The 22,932-nt window shown below is 43.9% G+C and carries 16 protein-coding genes; 10 read left to right on the forward strand and 6 right to left on the reverse strand.

The genetic code is table 11. The features are described 5' to 3' along the window. Window positions 1-51: 51 nt before the first annotated feature. Both nirD and nirB read right to left on the reverse strand, forming a co-directional pair. Window positions 52-429, reverse strand: coding sequence for a nitrite reductase small subunit NirD (gene nirD / locus GKS34_RS01150; protein ID WP_163382981.1), 378 nt, complete (start codon window positions 427-429; stop codon window positions 52-54). Between the two features lie 52 nt (window positions 430-481). Further along, window positions 482-2,980 (reverse strand): nitrite reductase large subunit NirB, encoded by a 2,499-nt coding sequence (gene nirB, locus GKS34_RS01155; protein WP_163382982.1) that lies wholly within the window; start codon window positions 2,978-2,980, stop codon window positions 482-484. Between the two features lie 162 nt (window positions 2,981-3,142). On the opposite strand from nirB, the gene cobA reads away from it, so the two are divergent. Continuing rightward, on the forward strand, window positions 3,143-3,913 hold the full coding sequence (gene cobA, locus GKS34_RS01160; RefSeq protein ID WP_163382983.1) for a uroporphyrinogen-III C-methyltransferase: 771 nt from the start codon (window positions 3,143-3,145) through the stop codon (window positions 3,911-3,913). A gap of 28 nt (window positions 3,914-3,941) precedes the next feature. Here the strand turns inward: cobA and GKS34_RS01165 are convergent, their stop codons facing one another. The 4 genes from GKS34_RS01165 to GKS34_RS01180 form a co-directional block, all read right to left on the reverse strand. Further along, window positions 3,942-4,337, reverse strand: coding sequence for a DUF7009 family protein (locus GKS34_RS01165; RefSeq protein WP_163382984.1), 396 nt, complete (start codon window positions 4,335-4,337; stop codon window positions 3,942-3,944). 203 nt (window positions 4,338-4,540) lie between these two features. Continuing rightward, the gene (locus GKS34_RS01170) at window positions 4,541-5,971 is read right to left on the reverse strand and encodes a rubredoxin (RefSeq protein ID WP_163382985.1); all 1,431 of its coding nucleotides are present in this window, start codon (window positions 5,969-5,971) and stop codon (window positions 4,541-4,543) included. A 170-nt stretch (window positions 5,972-6,141) separates the two neighbouring features. Continuing rightward, window positions 6,142-9,666: a nitrate reductase gene (locus GKS34_RS01175; RefSeq protein ID WP_163382986.1), complete on the reverse strand. Its 3,525-nt coding sequence runs from the start codon at window positions 9,664-9,666 to the stop codon at window positions 6,142-6,144. Between the two features lie 25 nt (window positions 9,667-9,691). Then, window positions 9,692-11,050, reverse strand: a complete 1,359-nt coding sequence (locus tag GKS34_RS01180; protein WP_205601994.1) for a NarK family nitrate/nitrite MFS transporter — start codon at window positions 11,048-11,050, stop codon at window positions 9,692-9,694. 655 nt (window positions 11,051-11,705) lie between these two features. Here GKS34_RS01180 and GKS34_RS01185 point away from each other — a divergent pair. The 9 genes from GKS34_RS01185 (at window position 11,706) to GKS34_RS01225 (ending at window position 22,930) form a co-directional block, all read left to right on the forward strand. After that, window positions 11,706-12,467 (forward strand): DUF6503 family protein, encoded by a 762-nt coding sequence (locus GKS34_RS01185; RefSeq protein WP_240459146.1) that lies wholly within the window; start codon window positions 11,706-11,708, stop codon window positions 12,465-12,467. A gap of 14 nt (window positions 12,468-12,481) precedes the next feature. After that, entirely contained in the window at window positions 12,482-13,405 is a 924-nt protein-coding gene (locus GKS34_RS01190) for a patatin-like phospholipase family protein (protein ID WP_163382988.1), read from the forward strand. A gap of 26 nt (window positions 13,406-13,431) precedes the next feature. Next, the gene (locus GKS34_RS01195) at window positions 13,432-14,109 is read left to right on the forward strand and encodes an SGNH/GDSL hydrolase family protein (protein ID WP_163382989.1); all 678 of its coding nucleotides are present in this window, start codon (window positions 13,432-13,434) and stop codon (window positions 14,107-14,109) included. A gap of 286 nt (window positions 14,110-14,395) precedes the next feature. Next, window positions 14,396-15,601, forward strand: a complete 1,206-nt coding sequence (locus GKS34_RS01200) for a GAF domain-containing sensor histidine kinase (RefSeq protein ID WP_163382990.1) — start codon at window positions 14,396-14,398, stop codon at window positions 15,599-15,601. 70 nt (window positions 15,602-15,671) lie between these two features. After that, window positions 15,672-16,664, forward strand: coding sequence for an aldo/keto reductase (locus GKS34_RS01205; protein WP_163382991.1), 993 nt, complete (start codon window positions 15,672-15,674; stop codon window positions 16,662-16,664). Between the two features lie 178 nt (window positions 16,665-16,842). Continuing rightward, entirely contained in the window at window positions 16,843-17,238 is a 396-nt protein-coding gene (locus GKS34_RS01210) for an arsenate reductase family protein (RefSeq protein WP_163382992.1), read from the forward strand. A gap of 474 nt (window positions 17,239-17,712) precedes the next feature. Beyond that, window positions 17,713-18,342: an RNA polymerase sigma factor gene (locus GKS34_RS01215; protein ID WP_163382993.1), complete on the forward strand. Its 630-nt coding sequence runs from the start codon at window positions 17,713-17,715 to the stop codon at window positions 18,340-18,342. Between the two features lie 32 nt (window positions 18,343-18,374). Next, the gene (locus GKS34_RS01220) at window positions 18,375-19,409 is read left to right on the forward strand and encodes a FecR family protein (RefSeq protein ID WP_163382994.1); all 1,035 of its coding nucleotides are present in this window, start codon (window positions 18,375-18,377) and stop codon (window positions 19,407-19,409) included. A gap of 140 nt (window positions 19,410-19,549) precedes the next feature. Beyond that, window positions 19,550-22,930 carry a SusC/RagA family TonB-linked outer membrane protein gene (locus tag GKS34_RS01225; RefSeq protein WP_163382995.1) on the forward strand — a complete coding sequence of 1,127 codons (3,381 nt, stop codon included), beginning with the start codon at window positions 19,550-19,552 and terminating at the stop codon, window positions 22,928-22,930. The last annotated feature ends 2 nt before the right edge of the window (window positions 22,931-22,932 follow it).

A 22,932-nucleotide genomic window follows, 5' to 3' on the forward strand; every position in this document is an offset into this window, starting at 1 on the left:
CGAGACCTTGCTTTCCTTTAATGCCATCCAATAAAAAACGGATCCACTGGCTTATTCCTCAAAGCCTACATATACATACCCTTCCTCGACTTTTACGGGATAGGTAGCAATAGCACAGCAGTCTCCGTTAAGGTTTTTGCCAGACTTGAGCGAAAACGTTTTTTTGTGGAATGGACAGGCAACTTTGGGTTCATCTCCTTCCGAACCAATCATGCCTCGCGACAAGGCCATTTGCATCTTGTGCGGGCACAGGTTCTGGCAAGCATACCATTCGTTTCTTCTTGAGAAATTATAAATGGCGATTTGCAGGTCTTTGTATTTAATGCAGGCACCACCGTTTTCAGGAAGAGCGCTTACCGGTGCCGCCTTAAACCAGGTAGTGATTTTGGAACTGTCGGCTGTTTTATACATTTCCAGTTTGGTTGTCATCTCAGTATTAATGTTAGGTATAAGATCAAATTTCTTAAATAGTACCAGGGAATTAACGCCAGGAGGCAGGGATTTTTTGTCCACGCATTTCCTGAAAAGCTACGCTAGGATCTCCACTGGAATCATTGACAAAATGCCTGAACTTTGCTCTGAGTTCGGGGTTGTTGACGACTTCCTTCCATTCACAGGCATAGGTTTGGATCATAAAGGCCATCTCATTTTCCAATTCTTCTCCGATTTCCAGGCTGTCATTCACAATGACATCATGCAGGTAATCCAGACCTCCCTCCAGTTTGTTCAACCAGGTAGCTGTTCGGGTAAGGGGTTCTGCTGTTCGTATATAGAACATCAGAAATCGATCAATGTACTTCAGACAAGTGGCGCTATCCACATCAGTGACCAAAAGCTTTGCATGCTGCGGCTTCGATCCTCCGTTTCCGCAGACGTACAGGTTCCATCCTTTTTCGGTGGCGATGATTCCAAAGTCTTTGCTTTGGGCTTCGGCGCATTCCCGGATGCATCCGGATACGGCTCCTTTCAATTTATGGGGAGAACGCAATCCCCGGTACCTTTCCTCAACCTGAATGGCAAAGGAAACGGCATCCTGAACTCCGTAGCGACACCAGGTGGATCCCACACAGCTTTTTACCGTCCGCAGGGATTTTCCATAGGCATGGCCGCTTTCGAATCCGGCAATAATCAGTTCTTCCCAAATGTCAGGAAGTTGATCCACCCTTGCCCCAAATAAGTCGATGCGCTGCCCTCCTGTAACCTTGGTGTACAGCCCGTATTTTTTGGCCACTTCTCCAATAACGATCAACTTTTCGGGTGTAATTTCTCCTCCCGGAATTCGTGGAACGACCGAATAGGTCCCGCCTCTTTGTATGTTGGCTAAATACCGGTCGTTTGTATCCTGAATGCTGTCTTGTTTGGTTATCAGTTCGTTCCAGGTGCTGGCAAGAATGGATGCGACGGCTGGTTTACATACCTCACAGCCATCTCCCGTTCCGACCTGGTTCAAAAGTTCATTATATGTTTTTATTCTTTTTACTTTTACCAGGTCCAACAGCTCCTGCCTGGAATAGTCAAAATGCTCGCAAAGGACATTCTTAACCTGCTTTCCCATTGCCTTGAGCTGGTGTCTCAAAAGGTCGTTGACCATGGGCATACAGCCTCCACATCCCGTGCCGGCACCGGTGCAGGTTTTAATCCCATCCACTTTGCTAATACCATCGGTTTCGATAAGGTGGCAAATAGCCCCTTTGGTAACATTTTCACAGGAACAAATCTGGGCTTCATCAGGCAGGTTTTCTACTCCGGCTCCCACAGGTTCTTTGTCTCCTCTGGCTCCCAGGATTAAATCCTCCGGATCCGGAGGTAGGGGCATTTTATTTTGGGTCATTTGCAGGAGTATTCCATAAGCAGAAGCATCTCCTACCAATACTCCCCCCAGTAGGCGCTTGCCATCTTTGGAGACATTGATTCTTTTGTATACTCCCGTGTTTTTATTTTCGTAGACGATGGATGTTGAAGTTGCTTCTTCACCAAACGGATTACCAAAACTGGCTACATCTACCCCTATCAATTTCAATTTGGTAGACATGTCAAAACCCAGAAAAGGCTTGACTTCTTTTTGACACAATTGGTTGGCTACCTGGGAGGCCATTTCATACCCTGGAGCAACTAAGCCATAAACCATTTCCTGATAGGAAGCCACCTCTCCAATGGCAAAAATATCGTTGTCTTCCCTGGATTGAAGGAATTCATTTACCAGGATCCCTCCCCTTGGAGCAGTGGACAGCCCACAAGCTTTTGCCAATTCATCCCGTGGTTTGATGCCTGCAGAAATCACCAGCATGTCCACGGCTAATCGGGACCCATCAGCAAAATCCAGTCCGGTTAGTTTTCCATTTCCACTAATTTGTTGTGTATTTTTACGTAAGTGAATAGTAATCCCGAGATTTTCCAGTTTGCCTTTTAGAATGGAAGCTCCTGCCTCATCCAATTGCCGGGGCATCAATCTGGGCGCAAATTCAATGACATGGGTTTTGAGTCCCATGTCCATCACCGCCTTTGCTGCCTCCAGGCCCAGCAACCCTCCACCCAATACCGCTGCAGATTTCGCTTTTCTACCGAAATCTATGATGGCATCCAAGTCTTCCAGGGTGCGGTAAACAAAAACGCCCTTCTTTTCCACACCTTTGACCGGGGGAACAAATGCTCCGGATCCGGTTGCCAGTACCAGTTTATCGTAGTTTGTTTCTGTGCCGGTATGACTAATCACTTTTTTCTGCTTCCGGTCGATGGCTGTAATGAGCTCGTTGGTACGTAAGTCAATCTCATGCTCTTTGTACCAGCTGCGGGGAGCCAGCGACAAATCAGCTGCGGTGGCTCCGGTGAAATAGGCACTTAAATGAACCCTATCGTAAGCAGGCCAGGGCTCTTCGCCAAATACAGTAATCTTAAAGTCACTAGTAGTGGCGGCTGCTCTTAGTTTTTCACAAAACTTGTAGCCTACCATGCCATTTCCAATTACCACGATTCGCGTCATGTCCGTTTATTTTTTAGGGGGTTCTCAAATGCTTTTTCTGAGTAATTAATTTGATTACTCTCGCTTAATTCTTGGGCTAAGGTAAAAATAAATTTTTAAAATACGTATAAATACGTAAAAAAATACTTAATTTTGTTTCTATAAGTTAAGTAGTAAGTATCTATGAATAGTACTAATTCAAGATTATCGTTAGTAGGAGCGGGTCCAGGTGATCCCGATTTGATCACTTTAAGAGCTATTAAAGCATTGGAAAGTGCTGATGTGGTATTGTATGATGCCCTGGCCAATGAGCAATTGTTAGATTACGCTCCAGAGACCTCCGTTAAGGTCTTTGTAGGTAAAAGAGCAGGAATGCACTTTAGACAGCAGCAGGAAATCAACCGAATGATCGTGAATTATGCCAAAACCTGCGGCCATGTAGTCCGGCTAAAGGGTGGGGATCCCTACGTATTTGGCAGGGGTCATGAAGAATTGGAATATGCACAGAAGCATGGCATCCCGACTACTTATATCCCCGGCATCAGTAGTGTCGTGGCGGTACCGGGCTTGATCGGAGTTCCTTTGACGAAAAGGGGTGTAAACGAAAGTTTCTGGGTAGTAACAGGGACCTTGAGCGACCAGCGAACGGCCAGGGATCTGCAATTTGCAGCCCAATCCTCTGCCACAGTGGTTATTCTAATGGGAGTGAAAAAACTACCTGAAATTGTGGATCTGTTCCGAAGATATCGGGAGGCAGACGAACCAGTTTGCATGATTCAAAATGGAAGTAAACCCGAAGAGCGCTCCATCGTAGGAGATCTGAACTCGATTCTTTCGATACAGGCTGAGGCCGGCTTGTCTGCACCCGCGATCATTGTAATTGGCAAGGTGGTTAGGGAAAAGCGACAGCGTTTGCACGAAATGCTGGAACAGGAAATAGCTATGGAAAAGTGAAAATAAGAATAAAGAATGTCGGGCGATTTCAATTTACACTTTTCGAATAATCTTCAGGTGTTTTGGGATTGGGAAAATTATCGCTTTCGTCCTCATTGGGTCTTTTGTGAAGACATTGAAAATCTTTTTCAATAAGGATCAGGGTTTCCTGCAAGGTGCCCTCGTTTTGTGTCTGATTTAGTGAGACTTCATCCGTCTTTGCCCAGGTGGTGGATAATGTTAAAGGCACGAAGATTTCTAGTTTTTGATCTGAAAATCTTGCCAGGATGCTATCCAGAGTTTGGTCTGGAATTAAGGCATACTGCAATACTTGTTTTTCGCCAAGGTTTAATTCCTCGTAGATGGGGCGTCCTAAAGCTATTTGGTCGACCTCTGACTGGCTCAGCCTAAGACGGATAGCGTTTTTATGGATTCTTAGTTTCATATGTTTATAATTGTCTTTAAGTGGCCATATGGAATCTCGCATGGTTGATAATCATCCCTCCGTCGGTCGCTTGCGTCATGCTCGATTTCATCTGTTTATAATTTTTTTTAATGGTCAGATGGAATCTTTGACGATTAAAATAATCATTGGCCTGTGTGTTTAATGATGATTTTAATCGTGTCGATTTCATGTGTTTATCGTGGTTAACGTACAATTGACTTAAATGCTGATTTTGGACTCTCACAAATCGGGCACAGGTAACTGTCAGGCAGTTTCATAAACGAAGTTCCAGAAAGTACATCGGATGCAGGATCCCCGTATTTTTCGTCGTAAATTGTCTGGCAACTGGCACATTGGTATAACCTGGGTTGTTTACGCATGGTTTCCCCGCTTCCGTCGGATGACCCCGGAGGTTTACGGACTTCGAGTTGGTCGTAATATTTGTAACTCAGCTCAATCAATAGCGGGGGAAGCGTTTCAATAGGTACATTTTTTACAAAATAAAAGTATTCCGATAAATTAGGGTTAAAATCTTTGGAGTAGAGGATATTAAAGGTATCGGGGTCGTTTTCCTTGCTTTTCGTAGCTTTTTCTATAGCTACCGAAGTAAACAAGGCCATGTGTTTCGTCTTTATAGAAAAACTTAGCCCGTAGGTGCTGATATCCTGCTTATCCAGCGCCCGAACGAGGTAATTTTTTATTTCAAGTGCCTCCTCATCCAGTACGGGTAGGTGCCAGTTTAGTTCCAATGAGCTATGTCGAATGTTGATGCCAAATTTGCCAAGAAGTTTTTCCCAGCTAAGCCGGTCCTTCTCCGCAATACCTTTTACAATAATGGATTTCCAGGGACTGAGACAAACCTTACCAATAGTGGTGTCCAGGCATAGCTGGCACAATGCTTTCAAAAAGTTAATGGAAAATTTATTGTTTCGCCAGTAAAGCCCCAGCCAATATTTTCCTCCTACGATGCGGTTCATTCCTTCATAGTAAGGGGTGGTGGCTTCCGGATAGTCCAGCTCTTGCACTACTTTCTGAAAATTTGGGGAAATGGTCCCCTTTACTTCCAAATAGAGTTCTTCGTACTTTCTTTTATTTTTTACCGGATTGATTTCTTCTATCGCCTTGGCAATTTTGGCAAGGTCATAACCATAAATAAGATCAGGAGCACACCAGGGTTTTGGTTCGATTTCTGAAAAACGTAAATAGAGATACCAGTAATTGTCGATGGATGAAGCAACAAAATTGATATTGCCAGTAAATAGCGGTACAAGGTTTTGAACCGGATCCGTGATGTTAATTTTAAGTTTGGGTCGGTAGTCAAACGTGTCCAGGATGTAATGATAGGTATGCGATGCCAGCCAATGAGTGGTGGGCATAATGTCCAATGCAGGGTAGGAGGAGACTATATTTTGGTATTCCTCCCCATCGGTATCGTATTCCGTATCGATGGCCTCGAAAGTATTGGCCAGAGTTTCCAAATTCTTGTTTTTCAGAGGGAATAAAACATCCTGCCTTGAACCCAGATGAATGTAACTGGCGCCCAATTCACTGGCTGTTTGAATCATTTTCAGAAAATCACCGGGTGAAATGATCCCTCCTTTTACGAATACCCTGACTAAATCGGCTTTCTGCATGACTTTTGGTGATTTTAGAGTGATATTGATGGTAAACTAAGTTTAGGGTAACCATCTGTTTTCTCAGCACTTCGTGAATAGGTAAATGTATTCTGTTTTTTGTTGACGTACTAGTTTTAGGAAGTATTCCGCAAGGAAATGGAAATCAATACTAACCCAGAAAGACTTTTTTAGACCGCCGCAGACACAGTAGCAATACGTTTCTCCTTTTCTAATATCCCTTTTACTTCCGGTTTGCAACTCCCGCAGCCTAATCCCGCACCAGTTTGTTGGCAAAGTTGGCGAAACTCCCTGCAGCCTGATTGAATGGCTTTTGAAAGGTTTCCTTTGCCGACATTTCCACAGGAACAAACCAAAGCTCCAATCAATTCTTCCTTCGATGATTTGCCTCTAAGTAATTCCTGTCGTTTGGTGGAGAGTTCGGTTCGTTCTTCAATAAGAGTTTTGAATTCAGCGAATTCAGACTTGTCCCCCATTAGAATGGCACCCACCAATCGGTCCTGATGAACAATGCATTTTTTATAGTACGTTTGTGCCGTGTCGATTAGCAGGATTTCCTCGTATCCTTCCGCATTTGCAGGAACTTCTGGAATACCAATAGAGCACAGGTCCAGGTCAGCAAACTTCAGGATATTCATCGGAACATTTCCCTGGTAAAGGCTAAGTAAATCTCCAGCGATAAATCGAGCGGCACAATCTGCCTGGTTTTCGGCTGCTGCTGTAATCCCGTTCAGCTTTCCCTGATGTTCGGCTATTTCTCCCATAGCAAAAATGTCTGGATCGCTGCTTTGAAGGTAATCGTTGACCTTTATTCCAAGGCCACAGGTCAATCCAGCCGATTTTCCCAGTTCGATATTGGGGCGGGTGCCGATGGCATACACGACTGCATTGCAACCAACTGTCTGCCCACTTTTTAAGCTGGCAATAATGTGCTTATCTTCTCCATGGGATTCCAGATGAGCCAATTGATTGTTCATGAATAATTGCACTCCCATCTCTTCCAGCCGATCGCGAAGTAGTGAACTTGCCATTGGATCCAATTGCCGCTCCATTAATCGGGACCCTAACTGCACGATGGTTACCTTCAGGTCGATCTCCCGAAGTGCGGCAGCCAATTCTAATCCCAGCAAACCCCCTCCAACAATCAAAACGTGCCCTTTCTTATCAAGGTATTGCTTTAATTCATCCGCATTTGCCCGGTTTCTCATGGTAAATACGCCGGGCAAATGCATGGGAGCATCTCCCGGTACAAAGGCCCTGCTTCCCGTTGCAAGAATGAGGGTGTGGTAGTAGTGAACCCGACCCTTTTCATCAGTTACGGTTTTATTGGACCGGTCGATTGATTCTATACCGTTTTCTACATGAAGGTGGATGTCTAAATTATCCAAATCTTTCACTGACTTGAACTTAAGCAAATCCTCCCAGGACTTGTGCCGGTTTACATAGTCCGGAAGCAACACGCGATTATAAAAGGGGTGTTTTTCTTTGGAAAACACATGGATTTCATCCTCTAAATTGCATTCCCGATAGGAATTGATAAAGCGATAGGCCGCCGCGCCCGCGCCAACGATAACAATTTTTTGTTTGGGTTTTTTATAGAGCCTTACCTGTGCCACCGAATATTTGAAATCCGGTTGCTTGGAAATTGGGTCGATGGCATTTCCCGTCAGGTTATTGGCACGGGCAAAGTCATTCTGTAAGATTTTTCCCCAGTGCATGGGGAGGAAAACCACGCCTTTCTTGATTTTTTCGGTTAGCTGGGCATGTACCCTGACTTCGCCTCTGGCTCCGGAAACCAACACCGTGCTCCCATCCGCTATTCCCCTTTCAGCGGCATCGCTGGGGTTGATTTCTAAAAAGGGACTAGGCAGGTGTTTTTTGAGTTTATTTACTTTTCCGGTGCGGGTCATGGTATGCCATTGGTCCCGGACCCTACCCGTAGTCAGGATCAGTGGAAAGTTTTCAGAAGGTTTCTCATAGTTGTTTTTTGGGCCGGAGATTTGAATTTGTGCGCGCCCGTTTGGGGTGTGAAACTGGAGATCTGTAAAAAGGCGTCTGGTACCCCCCTGTGCCCCGCTGGGAAATGGCCACTGTACCGAACCTCGATTTTTCAGGTAATCATAGTTTAAACCGGAAATATCGATATTTGTGCCTTTGGTCATTTGGCAGTATTCGGAGTATACCGCCTCCATATTTGAGAAGTCAAAGCCAGAGAATCCCATTTTTTGGGCAAAACGCATCAGTATTTCGGCATCCGGGAGGGCCTCCCCAGGCGCCTTGGTGAATTTGCTCAGGTGACTGATGCGCCGTTCTGAATTGGTCATGGTCCCTTCTTTTTCTCCCCATCCGGCAGCTGGTAATACCAGATCAGCATAAGGAATGGTTTCGGATTTATTAGAAATGTCCTGCACCACTACAAACCGGGCTTTTTTCAATGCAGCCTCTACCTTGCGGGCATCCGGCATGCTTACAAGGGGATTGGTACAGATGACCCACAGGGCTTTGATGGAGCCATCTTCGAGCCCTTCAAATACCTGGGTGGCAGTTTTTCCTGGTGTTTCAGAAATTTCATCCACACCCCAAAATTTGGCTACCTCTTCCCGGTGTTTGGGCAGGCTGAGATTACGGTGACAAGCCAATAAGGTAGCCATGCCTCCAACCTCCCGACCTCCCATGGCATTCGGCTGTCCGGTTAGGCTGAACGGACCGGAGCCTGGCTTTCCTATATGTCCGGTAATCAGGTTCAGGTCAATCAGGGCCAGGTTTTTATTGACGCCGTCGGCACTTTGATTAAGACCCATTGTCCAAAGGGAAAGAAAACCGTTGGCGTTCCCAATTAAGGAGGCGGTTGTTTTAATATCCACTTCGGGGACACCGCAGATCTTGGCGGCTTCTTTCAATGAAGTTTTCATCACCAATTCCTTATACGACTCAAATCCATCGGTATGGTTGGAAATGAACTCCAGGTTGATGTCCCCCTGCTCGATCAGGCACCTTCCTAGGGCATGGTACAACACTTCATCCGTCCCGGGGTTTAGTTGCAGGTGAATATCGGCTATGGAGCAACTTTGGGTAACCCGGGGATCGACTACAATGATTTTTACTCCGGGATTCTCTTCTTTATGTTTTTCGATCCTTCTCCAAAGTATGGGATGGCACCAGGCCGGGTTGGCTCCGGCCACTAAAAAGCAATCGGCAAGCTCAATATCCTCGTAAGCAATGGGTACACTGTCTTCACCCAACGTTTTGATGTAGCCCATTACGGCAGAACTCATGCAAAGTCGGGAATTGGTGTCTACATTGTTAGTCTTCAGGTATCCCTTGGTCAGTTTGTTGACCAGGTAATACTCTTCTGTCAGACATTGACCTGAAACATAAAAAGCCACTGAATCCGGTCCGTGCTTTTCTATAATGGAGGAAAATACGGCAGCAGCCCTTTCCAGCGCGGTATCCCAATCTACCTTTTCCAGAGGATGGGATTTGCCCCAGCGCATCTGAGGATGAAGCAATCGGTCTGATTTGTCTTCCACCACGTAATGAAGGTTCATGCCTTTGGAACAAAGCATGCCCTTATTCACTGGATGATCAGGATCTCCTTGTAGGGTAATTCTCCCTTTTGTATCCTTTTCGGCGAGGATTCCACATCCTACCCCACAGTAAGAACAGGTGCTTTTATAACTTTCTGCCTTTGCCATTCCTTTTTTGGTTTGAATGAAAAAATTAGCTGTTGACCATTTCCGGTTGGAGGGTCGGCTGCTGGGTCAGTGATTCTTCCAGCTCTTCATGCGCTACTTTTTCATCGGTTTTGGAAAATCGAATTAAGAGGGAAGCGGAGCTGATGACGGATACGGTAATCCCCAGGAAGAATAGGGCATCTGCGTAGCTAAGCCCTTCTATTTTTAACAGAAATCCGGCCATGACTGCTCCCACATTTCCGCCAGCTCCCACGATTCCGGAAATCATACCTATCGCTTTTTTGTTGACAAATGGCACCACAGAGAAGGTGGCTCCTTCTGCCATTTGCACAAAGAGACTGAACAGGATCATGGTGCCAATAGCTAGCGGCAGCAAGGTCATTTGAGAAAACAGCATTAGGGCAACTCCTTCAATCAGCACTACCGCTCCTAAAAAGCTAACCCTTCCTTTGAGCCCCCACCTTAACCCTGCCTTGTCTCCAAAAAAGCCTCCCAGAGACCGAGCAAACAGGTTCATCAATCCGAATAAACCGGCAATCAAACCGGCTGTCTTTAAGTCCAGGTTAAAGTTATCATGGTAGTAGATAGCGGCAATATTATTAATGGTAAGTTCAATACCGAAACAAGCAGCGTAAATCAAAAACAGCGCCCATACCCTTCGGTCGGAAAGAGCCGTTTTCAGGGCCCCTTTTCCGTCGGCTTTTTTCTTTCTCTTATAGTCCAGGTCTTTTTTGCTAAGGTCTTTTATGTTGCCTTCCGGAAAATCCGTTGTCCATTTGTAATAGGCTATTGCGGTGAGGATCATGGCAAATCCAGGAACCACCATCGCGTATCGCCAGGCTTCAGCATCCAGGAATCCAAGAGAAACAAACAAGGCAAAGATGGCCGGCATGACCATTTGGGTGACCCCTCCTCCCATATTGCCCCAACCGGCTGATGTTGCATTGGCTGTTCCAACGACATTGGGAGCAAACATCACCGAAGTGTGGTATTGGGTGATTACAAAGGATGCGCCGATAATTCCAATGGCCAACCTGAACAATAGAAAACTTTCGTAACTATCGCTTAGTCCGATCAGGATTACCGGTATTGCCCCTAATGCCAGCAGGTAGGTATAGGTTATTCTGGGGCCAATGCGGTCTACCAGCCACCCAATAAAAAGTCTGGCAAGCACCGTTACTGAAACCGAGGCAATGATGATATTTCCTATTTGGGATTTGCTTAATTCCAGTTCCTCCCGTACGATGGCCATTAAGGGCGCAATTCCAAACCACCCGAAAAAACAAAGAAAAAACGCAAACCAGGAAAGGTGAAAAGCGCGCATCTGTGGGGATTTGAAATCCAGTAAATTAATGTAGGTTGCTTTTTTTGCTGAAAATTTCATGATGTTTTTTATTTTAATATGCTAGAAAAGGTACATTGCTTGCTGAGCTTATTAATTCCTATTTTACGTATAAATACGGTTAATTTTTCTAAAATTTCACGGTAAGTTGGTGACCTGACGGTCCATTCCTTCCTGCCTTTTGTTTTCGTTAAGGAAGGTAAAATACTCAATACAAATAAATAACCGACTATTTATTCCTTTTAATGGTTGGAAATGCTAAGATAAGAGATGTTTTTTTAATTAAGTAAAAATACGTATAAAATTTACGTAAAAATAATGAAATACGTAGTGTCTGATGGAGAAGAAGTTTGTTTAGAGGTGCACTCTGCGTTTAAGAATGAGTCGAAAGCAAATCACGCCTGTTTCAAATCCATTCATACACTACTGATGGCTATCAAATCCCGCAGTATTTACATTCTTGCATAGTGGGTGTAAATTTGCCCTCAAGTTTGGATGGATTTTATTATCTTTCCAAAAATGAGGGTCTCCGGATTTTAAAGATAGCCGAATGGTCAGCTGGGTGCTATTCTAAAGGTTTAGTGGGGAAAAAGGGAGTAGTTCCGCATTTGAAGTGGTATTCTGAAGCCGGTTTCTTGGGGAGAATGCCTCAATTTAATATGGTGATTATTGTATTTTAACAAATGAGTTGATCTGTATGAAAAAGTTATCTGTTTTTTTTATGAAGAACTTTATTTGGGGCTGGCTGATATTGACTGGGTGGGTCGCTTGTTCTCCTAAAACCGAAGCCGAAAAAATCATTGACCAATCCATTGCTGCTCACGGAGGCGAGCGCTTCAAATCGGCAAAAATAAGCTTTGATTTTCGGGAAAGGCATTACGAAATATTCAAATCGCCTGATCGGTTTCGGTACGTAAGAGCGTTTTCCGATGAAAGTGGTCAGGTGGAAGATGTATTGGACAACGACGGCTTTGCCCGAAAAATCAACGGCGAGCGGGTGACCCTCACGGATAAGGATCGAAATGCTTTTTCCAACTCAGTAAATTCGGTAGCTTATTTTGCTTTTTTACCCTATGGTCTCAATGATCCGGCGGTAATCAAAACCCATTTGGGCCAGACCCAACTGGAAGGGAAAACTTACGAGCTTATCAAAGTAACCTTTGAACAAGATGGGGGAGGGGAGGATTACGACGACGAGTTTTTATATTGGATCAATCAGGAAAATTACAGGATGGATTTTTTGGCATATACCTACCACACGGATGGAGGTGGCGTTCGATTTCGAAAAGCTAAAAATCAACGGGAGGTATCCGGGATTCTCTTCCAGGACTACGACAATTACAAACCTGAGGATGAAACAGTGGCGGTGGAAAAAATGCAATCCTTGTATGAGGCTGGAGAACTGGAATTGCTGTCGGAAATAGTTTTAGAGAATATAAAAGTCGAATTGAATCAATAAAATAGGCAGTTTGCATGCAAGAAAAAAGAGCACTGGTCATTTCCGGGGGAGGTAGTAAAGGGGCGTTTGGAGGAGGAATAGCCGAATATCTGATCCGTGATTGTGGTTTCAATTACGATATATTTGTGGGTACTTCTACGGGAAGCCTTTTAGTTCCTCTCCTTTCAATAGATGAGGTTGAAAAAATCAAAGCGATTTATACATCGGTTACTCAGGATTGTATTTTCAGCACCAATCCGTTTATAATATCTAAAATTAACGGAGTATATAAAACACGGATCAATCATCTAAGTACGATCAAAATGTTTTTGAAGGGTAAAAAGACCTTTGGAGAAAGCAAAAACTTGTTCAAACTCATCAAAAAAATCATTACGCCCGCAGATTTTGACCGGATGAAAGCCAATACGGCGGAAATTTACATTACTGTTTCGAATCTGAGTACGAATAATGTAGAATACAAACGGTTAAAAGATTGTGAGTACCATGATTTTTGTGAATGGATTTGGGCTTCGTCTAATTTAATTCCTTTTATGAGTTTGGTGGAGAAAAATGGCTGTGAGTACGCCGATGGGGGGTTTGCTGACTTGGTTCCTATCTCCGAGGCCATCTACAGGGGTGCCACAGAAATAGACGTGATCGTACTGAAAGCCAGGGCAGGAAGGGAAATGAAGCGGCCAGTTCGGAATGCTTTGGAACTCACGACCAGGGCCTTTGATTTTATGTTGGACCAGATTTCCAGTGATGATATAAAAATCGGCGAATTGCTTGGGAAAAGACGCAGGGTGAGTCTCAACTTTTATTATCCGCCGGCGGTGCTGACGGAAAATTCGCTTATTTTTGACCCTTACCAAATGAAAAAATGGTGGCGGCAGGGGAAGCGGTTTGCAAAAGAGCAGAACCCCGTATGTAAATGTATCGAAATAGGAATTGACAAATAGATCGTATGCGAAACGTTTGGATTAAAATGATTTATCTCCCGGCCGCTTTTCTGTCGCTATTAGGGCTGACAGCGATGGATAAACGAGCCTTGCCATCGTTATTTGTAATTGGCGATAGCATTTCCATGCAGTACGGCCCCTTCCTGGAACAATACGTACAAGGGAAGTGGGTCTATGACCGGAAAAGAGACGATGGCTCGAGTTCAGCGAATCTGGATAATCCAGCCGGTGCAAATGGAGGTGATTCCGGTATGGTATTGGCATACCTTCAGAAAAAAGTACAAGATCCGGCATTTAATCCGGATTTGATGCTAATCAATTGCGGCCTGCACGACATCAAAACTGATGTGCGAACAGGAAAGAAGCAGGTTTCTCTAGACGACTATCGCGAAAATCTGGAGCAAATTTATAGCCTTTTACAGGAAAGCGGAATCCGAATGGTCTGGATTCGAACTACACCGGTAGACGATGAGACCCATAATTCAAAACAACAATCCTTTCACCGCTATGCGGCAGATCTGGAAATTTACAACGCGGTAGCCGATGTGGTTTTTGAGACCAGAAACGTCCCCGTGATTGATCTCCATCGTTTTACACAAAATCTGGGTGCCGATCTGTTTATCGACCACGTTCATTTCGGGGAGGAAACGCGTGCCAGGCAGGCTGCTTTTATTGCAGGGTTTTTGGCTCATTATATAGATTAACTTCCCCCGCTCAAGTTTAATTTCCGTTGCGGCCTTTTTAAGAAACCTTCCAGGGGTTTTAAAAACGGATTAATATTTTTGGTGGGTTTTTTTTGTTCTTCCTGTAATTAAGGTTTTTGGTCAATTTTCAATGATATCGGAAAGGATGCGATTTTGATTTTTTCGCATATTTCGTTGCCCATTTTATGGTTTCCTGCTCAATCGTCAACCTGAGTTTTGTATTCATCAAATTTAGGATAGGATTTTATTACAGATTACCTTCACCGAAACACAAGAAATTACTTTTATGGATAGTCCCATCCCCGAGAATGAATTTAACAGGCTGTTAAAATTGGCTGAGTACGACCTGGATGCAAATGCACTGGAAAGTAGCTTGAAAGACCTTGCCAAACTGGCAGCAAAGGTGGCGGGTACAAATGTATCTTTGGTAAATTTGATCGATGCGTATACTCAATGGAGTGTTGCCAGCGAAGGATTTCCGGTAATGCAGACACCAAGGGAGGATTCTATTTGCCAATATACCATCATGGGTAAAGAACCTCTTGAAATCAAAGATCTTACAAAAGATGAGCGATTCAACAAAAGGTCCTACGTAACAGAAGAATCCAATCTTAAGTATTATTGGGGGGTTCCCTTACGAAGTGAATCGGGTTTGAACCTGGGTGCTTTATGTGTGGTGGACACCGAGACAAAACACATTAGTCCTGAAAAGGTCGTTTTGCTGGAAATAATTGCGGATGAAATCGTCAATAGGTTAAAAATCATCAAAGAGGTGGCTTATTTGCAATCAGAAGTTCAAAATGCAAGGGAAAAGCAACAACAGGTAGCTCATGATATAAGGGGGCCCATTGGTGGAATCATTGGCCTGGCGCAGATCATCAAAGAACAAGGGGATAAAAACCAGTTGGATGATGTGTTGGAGTTTATCAAAGTCATTCAAAATAGCAGCAAATCCTTATTAGAGTTAGCTGATGAGATACTTTCATCCGAGGAACATGAGGGGAAAAAGAAGTCCGAACTAAACCCGGATAATGAATACAACCTATTGACCTTAAAGAAAAAACTAAAAAACCTTTATGGTGTGCAAGGAAACCAGAAAAACGTGGAACTAAGCGTAGAGGTGAACGGTGAAAATAAAGAAATTGCCTTTCCCAAAACCAAATTACTGCAAATATTGGGAAATTTGATTTCCAACGCCATCAAGTTTACCCCTTCAGGAGGTAAAGTGACCGTAAGCCTGGCACTTTGTGAAAAGTCCTATAAAAAGAAATTATCAGCAGAAGTAAAAGACACTGGGGCTGGAATGACTGAAGAACAAATCGAGGCTATTCTGAAAGGAGAGGGGAATACTACCAAAGGAACCTCCGGCGAAAAAGGCTATGGTTTTGGTCTTCCCTTGGTAAAGCATTTGATTGATGGCATGGGTGGCACGCTGAAAATTGATTCCAAGCCTGGAGCCTATTCCCTGTTTGAGATAGAGCTGCCGGTCTGATTTTCTACCTGTTTTGGTTTGATTTTGAATCCAAAATCGCTTTTTTTGAAGTAACCCTTATTAGAAAGCCATGGAAAAATTCGCATTACCTAATTCAGAATTGGAGATTTCAAGATTGATTTTTGGTTGTTGGGCCATCGTCGGTGGTTTTAACTGGGGACCACAGGACGAACGGGATTCCCTGGCAGCTATCAAAATGGCCTATGATCAGGGAATTACCACCTTTGATACTGCCGAGGCCTATGGAGGAGGGGCTTCGGAAGATTTGCTAGCCAAGGCTCTGGGAGAAAAACGGAAGGATATTATTATCGCCTCCAAAGCGGGTCCTGCCGATTTTGCACCGGAGGATATTAAAAAAGCATGCGAAAGAGGTCTGAAGAATCTGAAGACCGATTACATCGATCTGTACCAGCTGCACTGGCCCAATCCGGAAATCCCGTTGGAAGAAACGTTGGGAGCGCTTCAGGAACTTCGGAATGAAGGTAAAATCCGAGCTTTCGGAGTGTCTAATTTTGGAAACAAAAGCCTGGAAACCTGCAAAAAGTCTTCATTCAAGATCAGCAGTAATCAAATGGCTTATAATTTGCTTTTTCGGGCCATTGAGTATTCGATTCTTCCCCAATGCATCTCCGATGGGGTACCCGTTCTTTGTTATTCGCCGATCATGCAGGGCTTGTTGACAGGGAAATTTTCCTCGGAAACAGAAGTTCCGGATGACCGGGCGAGAACCCGGCATTTTACAAAGGAACGTCCACAATCCCGACATCAGGAGGATGGGTGTGAAGAGCTTACTTTTCAAACAATAAGCCAAATTAAGGACCTTTCCAAAGAGGCGAATATCCCGATGGGTAATTTAAGTTTGGCCTGGCTGCTTCACCAAGAGGGCATAGCGGCAGCCATCGTCGGTGGAAGAAATGCGGCACAGGTTAGAAAGAATGCAGCCAGCGCCCAGTTAGCACTTACACCTGCCCTGGTAGCCGCACTCAATGATATCACCCGTCCGCTCAAGGAAGCACTGGGACCCAATGCGGATTTATGGCAAAGTGAAAGTAGGGTGGTATGATGTTTTCTTTGATTGGGCTGAGGTCTTCCTCATTCTTTGTAATAAAATATGGAATTGACCGGTATGGGGATCAATGATTTGGCAACCACATCAACGAGGAAAGTAAATACTGGCATCATTTATGGTTGAAATTGGTGTAATTGATTCTATTTTTTAAATTTCTAAAATTATTAAAATCATGTTTGAATTGGAGAAAAACGAAATCAAATTTCTGTACAACGGCAAAAAGTTAGAAGACAGGGAAGCCTATGCCTATGTTTTGACCCTTCATAAGCATGTAATCAATGAATTGGATGTATCGAAAAATGATATGACCCCAACCCAGGTTTTAGAGCTGGCAAAAAAACTAAACAAAAGCATAATTGATCTCTTCGACGAGAATTCTGATTATTTCAAAGCAAACATCCAGGGAAAAGAAATAGAGGACACAGATCTATTGACCTTACTGGTCAAAGAAAAATCCGCGTTGAAAACGCCTATTTTGATTTCAGCTGAGGGGGCAAAGGTTTTAGAATATCCAAGGGATACCATTAAGATAGATATGGTATTCAATGAAATAAGTGGAAAAGATTAAAAAACTCCCTATTTTCTTCTGTAATCAGTAGACAATCCAATGGTGATGTGATGATTTTTTTTGGCGCAATACATATGTTACTATCTAATGGGGAATAACTTTTCTGAATTGTGCGCACATTTTTTTCGCACTTTTCTACCTGTTGTTTTGACTAAGGCCTTTGTTCATTTCAGGACTAGGAATTTTCTGATGAAGTGATGGCAGGGTGGTGTAGGTTATAAACTAATCGATACAATAAAAATAACTTTCATGTTTATTCCAGTTATTGTATTATTGGATTATCTTTCATACTCGAAATATTCATTGGTTTTTCCATTACCGAAATCTACAAATGGTATAATATTTTTTACTTTTACAAATAATCTAAATTATAGTTTGTTTTTAAATTATTTTTTAAAATAATCAATTTTTGTGGGGTTGTTTTTACTATTTTTTTACTCTTTATATTAGATAGTCGATCTAACTTAAAACCCAATGAAACCCCACACCCAGGAAGCTCAGGCACCCTCCCTATCCGCAACCACCTCTAACTACAACGATTCTTTCTTATCCTTCCAGGCAAAAACCGATGAGGAGATCTGGATGGCGTTGAACAAAGGAAACGAATTGGCTTTTAATTATTTGTACAGGACTTTGGTGGCCCCTATGTATAGGTATGGATGTCAAATCTCCAAAGACAAAGGCCTGGTTAAAGATTGCATACAAAATATATTCATTCAACTCAGGAAAAAAAGAGGAACCTTATCGGAAGTGCATAACTGCAAAGCGTACTTATTCAGTTGTCTAAAGCACGAGATTTTTAGGAGGATGAAGGAGCTAAGAGGAGAGCATCTAGAAATGATGACACAGGAGGATGGATTCCCGATCTGCTTGTCACATGAAGCGATTCTAATCCAAAAAGAACAGGAATGCGAGAAGGTAAAAAAGATCCAGGAAGCATTAGATCAACTCACCGGCAGACAGAGGCAGGCATTACTTCTTTTGTATACAGAAGGCATGAGTTACCAGGAAATTGCCCGGGTAATGGAGTTTAGTGAGGTAAAGTCTGCCAGAAAGCTGGTGTACAGGGCACTTTCCTCCTTGAGACAAATTTTGAAATACTAATGGTTAGGAGCCAGGATGCTAGCTAAAATAAAATGAAATACAGTGAATACGATATTGTAGATTTTCTATTGGATGAGTTTTTCATTCAATGGATAAAAAATCCGGACCAAAACAATCGGCATTTTTGGGAAAAGTGGATTCAGGAGCATCCAGAAAAAAGAGGGCTGGTTATGCAGGCAGCGTCCCTGATCCGGTCAGTAAAATATGGGGATGATCCAGAAATCACCGATGCCATGTATGTGGAAATTTTTGAAAACGTCATCAAAACCGATTCTGAAAAACAACGTGGTTCCGTGTCCGACGGTGGTAATTTTTCTTTTTTTAATCTAAAAAATATGGTAGCAGTAATTCTAATCGGGTTTTGTGCAACCATGGTTTACCTGCAAATGGTGGCCTCCAACGAAACCGTTATCTCTCCTCCAACAGAAGAAGTGTTGATTACGAGAACGGTACCAGCAGGAAAAAGGGCGATTGTAACCCTGGCGGATGGTAGTAAGGTATTTTTAAATGCTGAAAGTGAATTGATTTATCCGAAACAGCAATCTCCCGATCAACGCTGGGTGCAGCTAAAAGGCGAAGCATTTTTTGAGGTAGAAAAAGAAAAGCGGCCCTTTAAAGTACTAACAGATTATTCCGAAATCGCCGTTTTGGGAACCGCTTTTAATGTAAAGGAAGCACATCAGGAGCTTTCTGTGGCCTTGGTTAGTGGAAAGGTGCACGTCAAAGATCGGGAAGGTAATCAATACGATCTGGCCCCCTTGGAAATGCTAACGGTAGATAAAGCCGGTAAAGCGAGTAAAAGCGGCTTTGATGTCCTGGCAGTTACCGGATGGAAAGACAGAATTCTGGTTTTCCAGGATGATGATTTGGAGCAAGTCATAAAAAAATTGGAGCACTGGTACGGAGTAGACCTGGATTTTTCGGGAGAGGTATCTGCCACCTGGAATTATTCCGGAACATATCACAATGAAAATCTTGAGAATGTATTAAAGGGAATTTCCCTAACCTCCGGATTGGATTACCGCTTGGAAAAAGGAAAAGTGTTTTTGTATAACCGCAATAAATAAAGCCTATGTGCAGCGTAGATTCAGGATAGCCAAAGGACAGTCCCGGTTCTGGGGAGATAAAGGGACTGTCCAAATTGCCTTTAGCCCAGAGGGTTAGAGGCAACCATTTAAGCGAACTTACACTTAAATCATTCAATATTATGAAAAAAAATATACAGGGGCAACTCATGATGCTTTCAAAACGAATGTTCCATGGTTTTCTGATTCAGATGCTGTTTTGTACGCTTCTCTTAGCAAATACAGGAAATGCACAGCGGAAAACAATTGATAAAGTCAGGGTCTCCTTCCCACAAGAAACGCAGTCGTTAATGACTTTTTTCAAAACGGTGGAAGGAGCAACCGCTTTCCGGTTTACGTACAACAGTGATTTTGTGGATTTGGATCAGCTAATTAGCATGACCAGGCGTAGGCCCACCCTTTATGATGCATTGGGAGATATTTCCAGGCAAACAAAACTCAGATTTGTGCAGGTAAATGAAAATATCCATGTGAAATACGAAACGAATCAGGAGGAGGAAGCTGCTGTTTCCATTGTGGAACAAGCTTTATTAGATGTGTCAGGTAAAGTAGTAGATGAAAATGGAGAACCATTACCCGGCGTTACCATCACCGTATTGGGGACAAATGTGGGAACGGTCACGGACTTGGATGGTAACTATTCCCTTGCAGTTCAGCAAGGAGCCACACTGGTTTTTTCATTTATCGGATTCGAATCCAAAAGTATACAGGTTTCCAACCAATCCACGATAGATGTCACACTAATCGAGGACGTTGCCTCGCTGGACGAGGTGATCGTTGTAGGGTACGGAACCCAAAAGAAAGCCAATATGACAGGGGCGGTCGCTACCGTCGGTGGGGATGAGATTATCAAGCGTCCCTTAAACAATGTTGCCGGATTGTTGCAGGGAAAAGTGGCTGGATTGCAGGTGTCTTCTCATTCCGGAAAGCCAGGTAGTGAAAATAACTCATTAAGAATTCGGGGGCTGGGTACGTTTAGTGCCGCTGGCAGCGAACCACTGGTGTTGATAAACGGTGTAGCCGGAGACATGACCAACCTGGATCCCAATGATGTGGAATCCGTGTCCGTTTTAAAAGATGCTGCTTCCAGCGCCATTTATGGTGCCAGGGCTGCTAACGGGGTAATTCTGATTACTACCAAGAGAGGGCAAGAAGGAGCGCTTTCGATTGACATTCACAGCAATGTACAAGTACATCAACCCACCCGCTTACCAGAACTGTTGAGCAATTCGGCCGATTACATGATGTACTGGAATCAGGGCAGGGCTCGCAGCGGACAGGCTCCCTATTTCAGTCAGGAAGAAATCGATGCATTTCGAAACAATCCCAATGACCCCATTAATTATCCCAATTTCGATTGGATTGACCATTCCTTCCAGACCGCAGTAGCTAATATGCAGTCCGTTCGTGTGAGTGGGGGTACTGAAAAAACAGCAGTGGGGCTTTCTCTTGGGTATTTTGATCAGCCAGGTCTTACCAGTTTGTATGAGTTTAAAAAATACAACGCCAGGCTGACAGTTGATTCTAAAATTAATGACTGGATCTCAGTCGGAGGCGATATACAATTGGTAAATAAGGATATACAACGCAGTAATTGGGACAACGGAAATGTGGATTATCAGATCCTGGCAATTTATGGAGCGGCCCCCAATTATACACCTACCATGATCCTTCCAGACGGCTCTATAGGCCATGTGGCGCGTTACAGTTCCAATATTGGTGAATGGACCGTACGTAATCCGGACGCACAAAATGTTAGCGGGATACAAACGGATATCAATTACAATATCCTTCCTCAGTTTTATGTCGAAATCAAACCCAGCCCTTATTTTACGTGGTATACTAAAGGAGCGGTATCTTACGATACCAGGGCGCTTAAAAATCACGAGACCCCGGTAGACAATTATTTCTTTAAAGACGGGTCCTATGCCCATAATAATTCTACCTGGCAACTGGGAGTAAGGGAAACCTGGAGTACCCGGATGTGGACTACCTTTTATTCCACCCTAAATTACAAGCGTTTGTTTAACGATACGCACAATGTAAATATTCTGGCAGGCTACAATCAGGAGTACAACCTTGACCGGATGTTGCGTGGCACGCGGGTTCATTTTCCAACCAACGAATTGATGGAACTAGATGCCGGTGCTCCACTGGATCAAACCACAGGCGGTAATTCCAGTGAATGGGCCATCATGTCCTTTTTTGGCCGGGCCATGTATGACTACAAAGAAAAATACCTGGTTGAGGCAAATGCACGATTCGACGGTACCTCTCGGATCTCTCCGGACAACCGCTGGGGTTTTTTCCCCTCTGTATCTGCAGGATGGCGGGTTTCGCAGGAGCCTTTTCTGATGCAAAGTGACTGGCTTGAAAACCTGAAAATAAGGGCTTCCTGGGGACAACTGGGTAATCAAAATATCGGGCTTTATCCCTATCAGGAAGTGTTAACCACCACCTCTTATCCATTCAGTACCCCTTATGCGGGCGTGGTCCTCAACCGCCTGGTGGACCCGTCCCTACGCTGGGAGACCACTACCATGACGGATGTTGGGTTTGATCTGACACTGAAAGAAGGGCTCGTGAACCTGACCTTTGACTGGTTTGACAAAACTACCAACGATATCCTATATAATGTACCCATCCCCGCCAGTGTAGGTATGTCTCCACCCACCGTTAACTACGGAAAAATGAGAAACACAGGAATAGAAATTGAGTTGGGGTCCATGCGGCAAATCGGGGATTTTCGCTATGATCTGAGCGTCAATTTTTCCACCTTTAAAAATGAAGTGTTGCGAATACTTTCACCAGTATATGGTAATTATACCATTCAGGAAGGCTTACCCTTCAATTCCCACTACATGGTGGAATGGATTGGAATCTTTCAGAATGAAGAGGAAATCGCCAATAGTCCACAACACCAGTTTAATCCCAAGCCAGGTGATTTGAAATTTAAAGACCAAAATAACGATGGGGTAATCAATGCGGATGACCGGGTGGTAATGGATGGGGCCTATCCCCGTTTTCATTACGGAAGTACCATCAATCTTTCGTGGAAGAATTTCGACCTGAATGCCTTTTTCCAGGGCTTGGAAGGATACAAGCAGAGTACTCAGGGTCTTGCCTGGGGACTGGTGCCGTATATTCAGGGATCGCCGCCGCCAGTGGATTTCATCGAAAACATGTGGACAGGCGAAGGCTCTACCAATGCCCATCCCGCTATGTACATTTCAGGGTATGCGCCAGTGACTGGTACCCGGAATTCGTACTGGCTTTTGGATGCCTCCTACCTTCGTTTGAAAAACCTGGCTATAGGGTATAACTTGCCGGTTCATCTGACTGAGAAGCTAGGTTTAAAATTTGCCCGGGTCTATTGGTCAGGAGACAATCTATTCACTATTACCGACTGGCCGGGATCGGATCCGGAAAGAGCCAATACCAACTGGTTTCAGGCTTATCCCCAAATTACGAGCTATACCCTGGGCTTGAAACTCAAACTATAAAC

The organism is Cyclobacterium jeungdonense, assembly GCF_010994275.1.
Taxonomy (GTDB): Bacteria; Bacteroidota; Bacteroidia; order Cytophagales; family Cyclobacteriaceae; genus Cyclobacterium; species Cyclobacterium jeungdonense.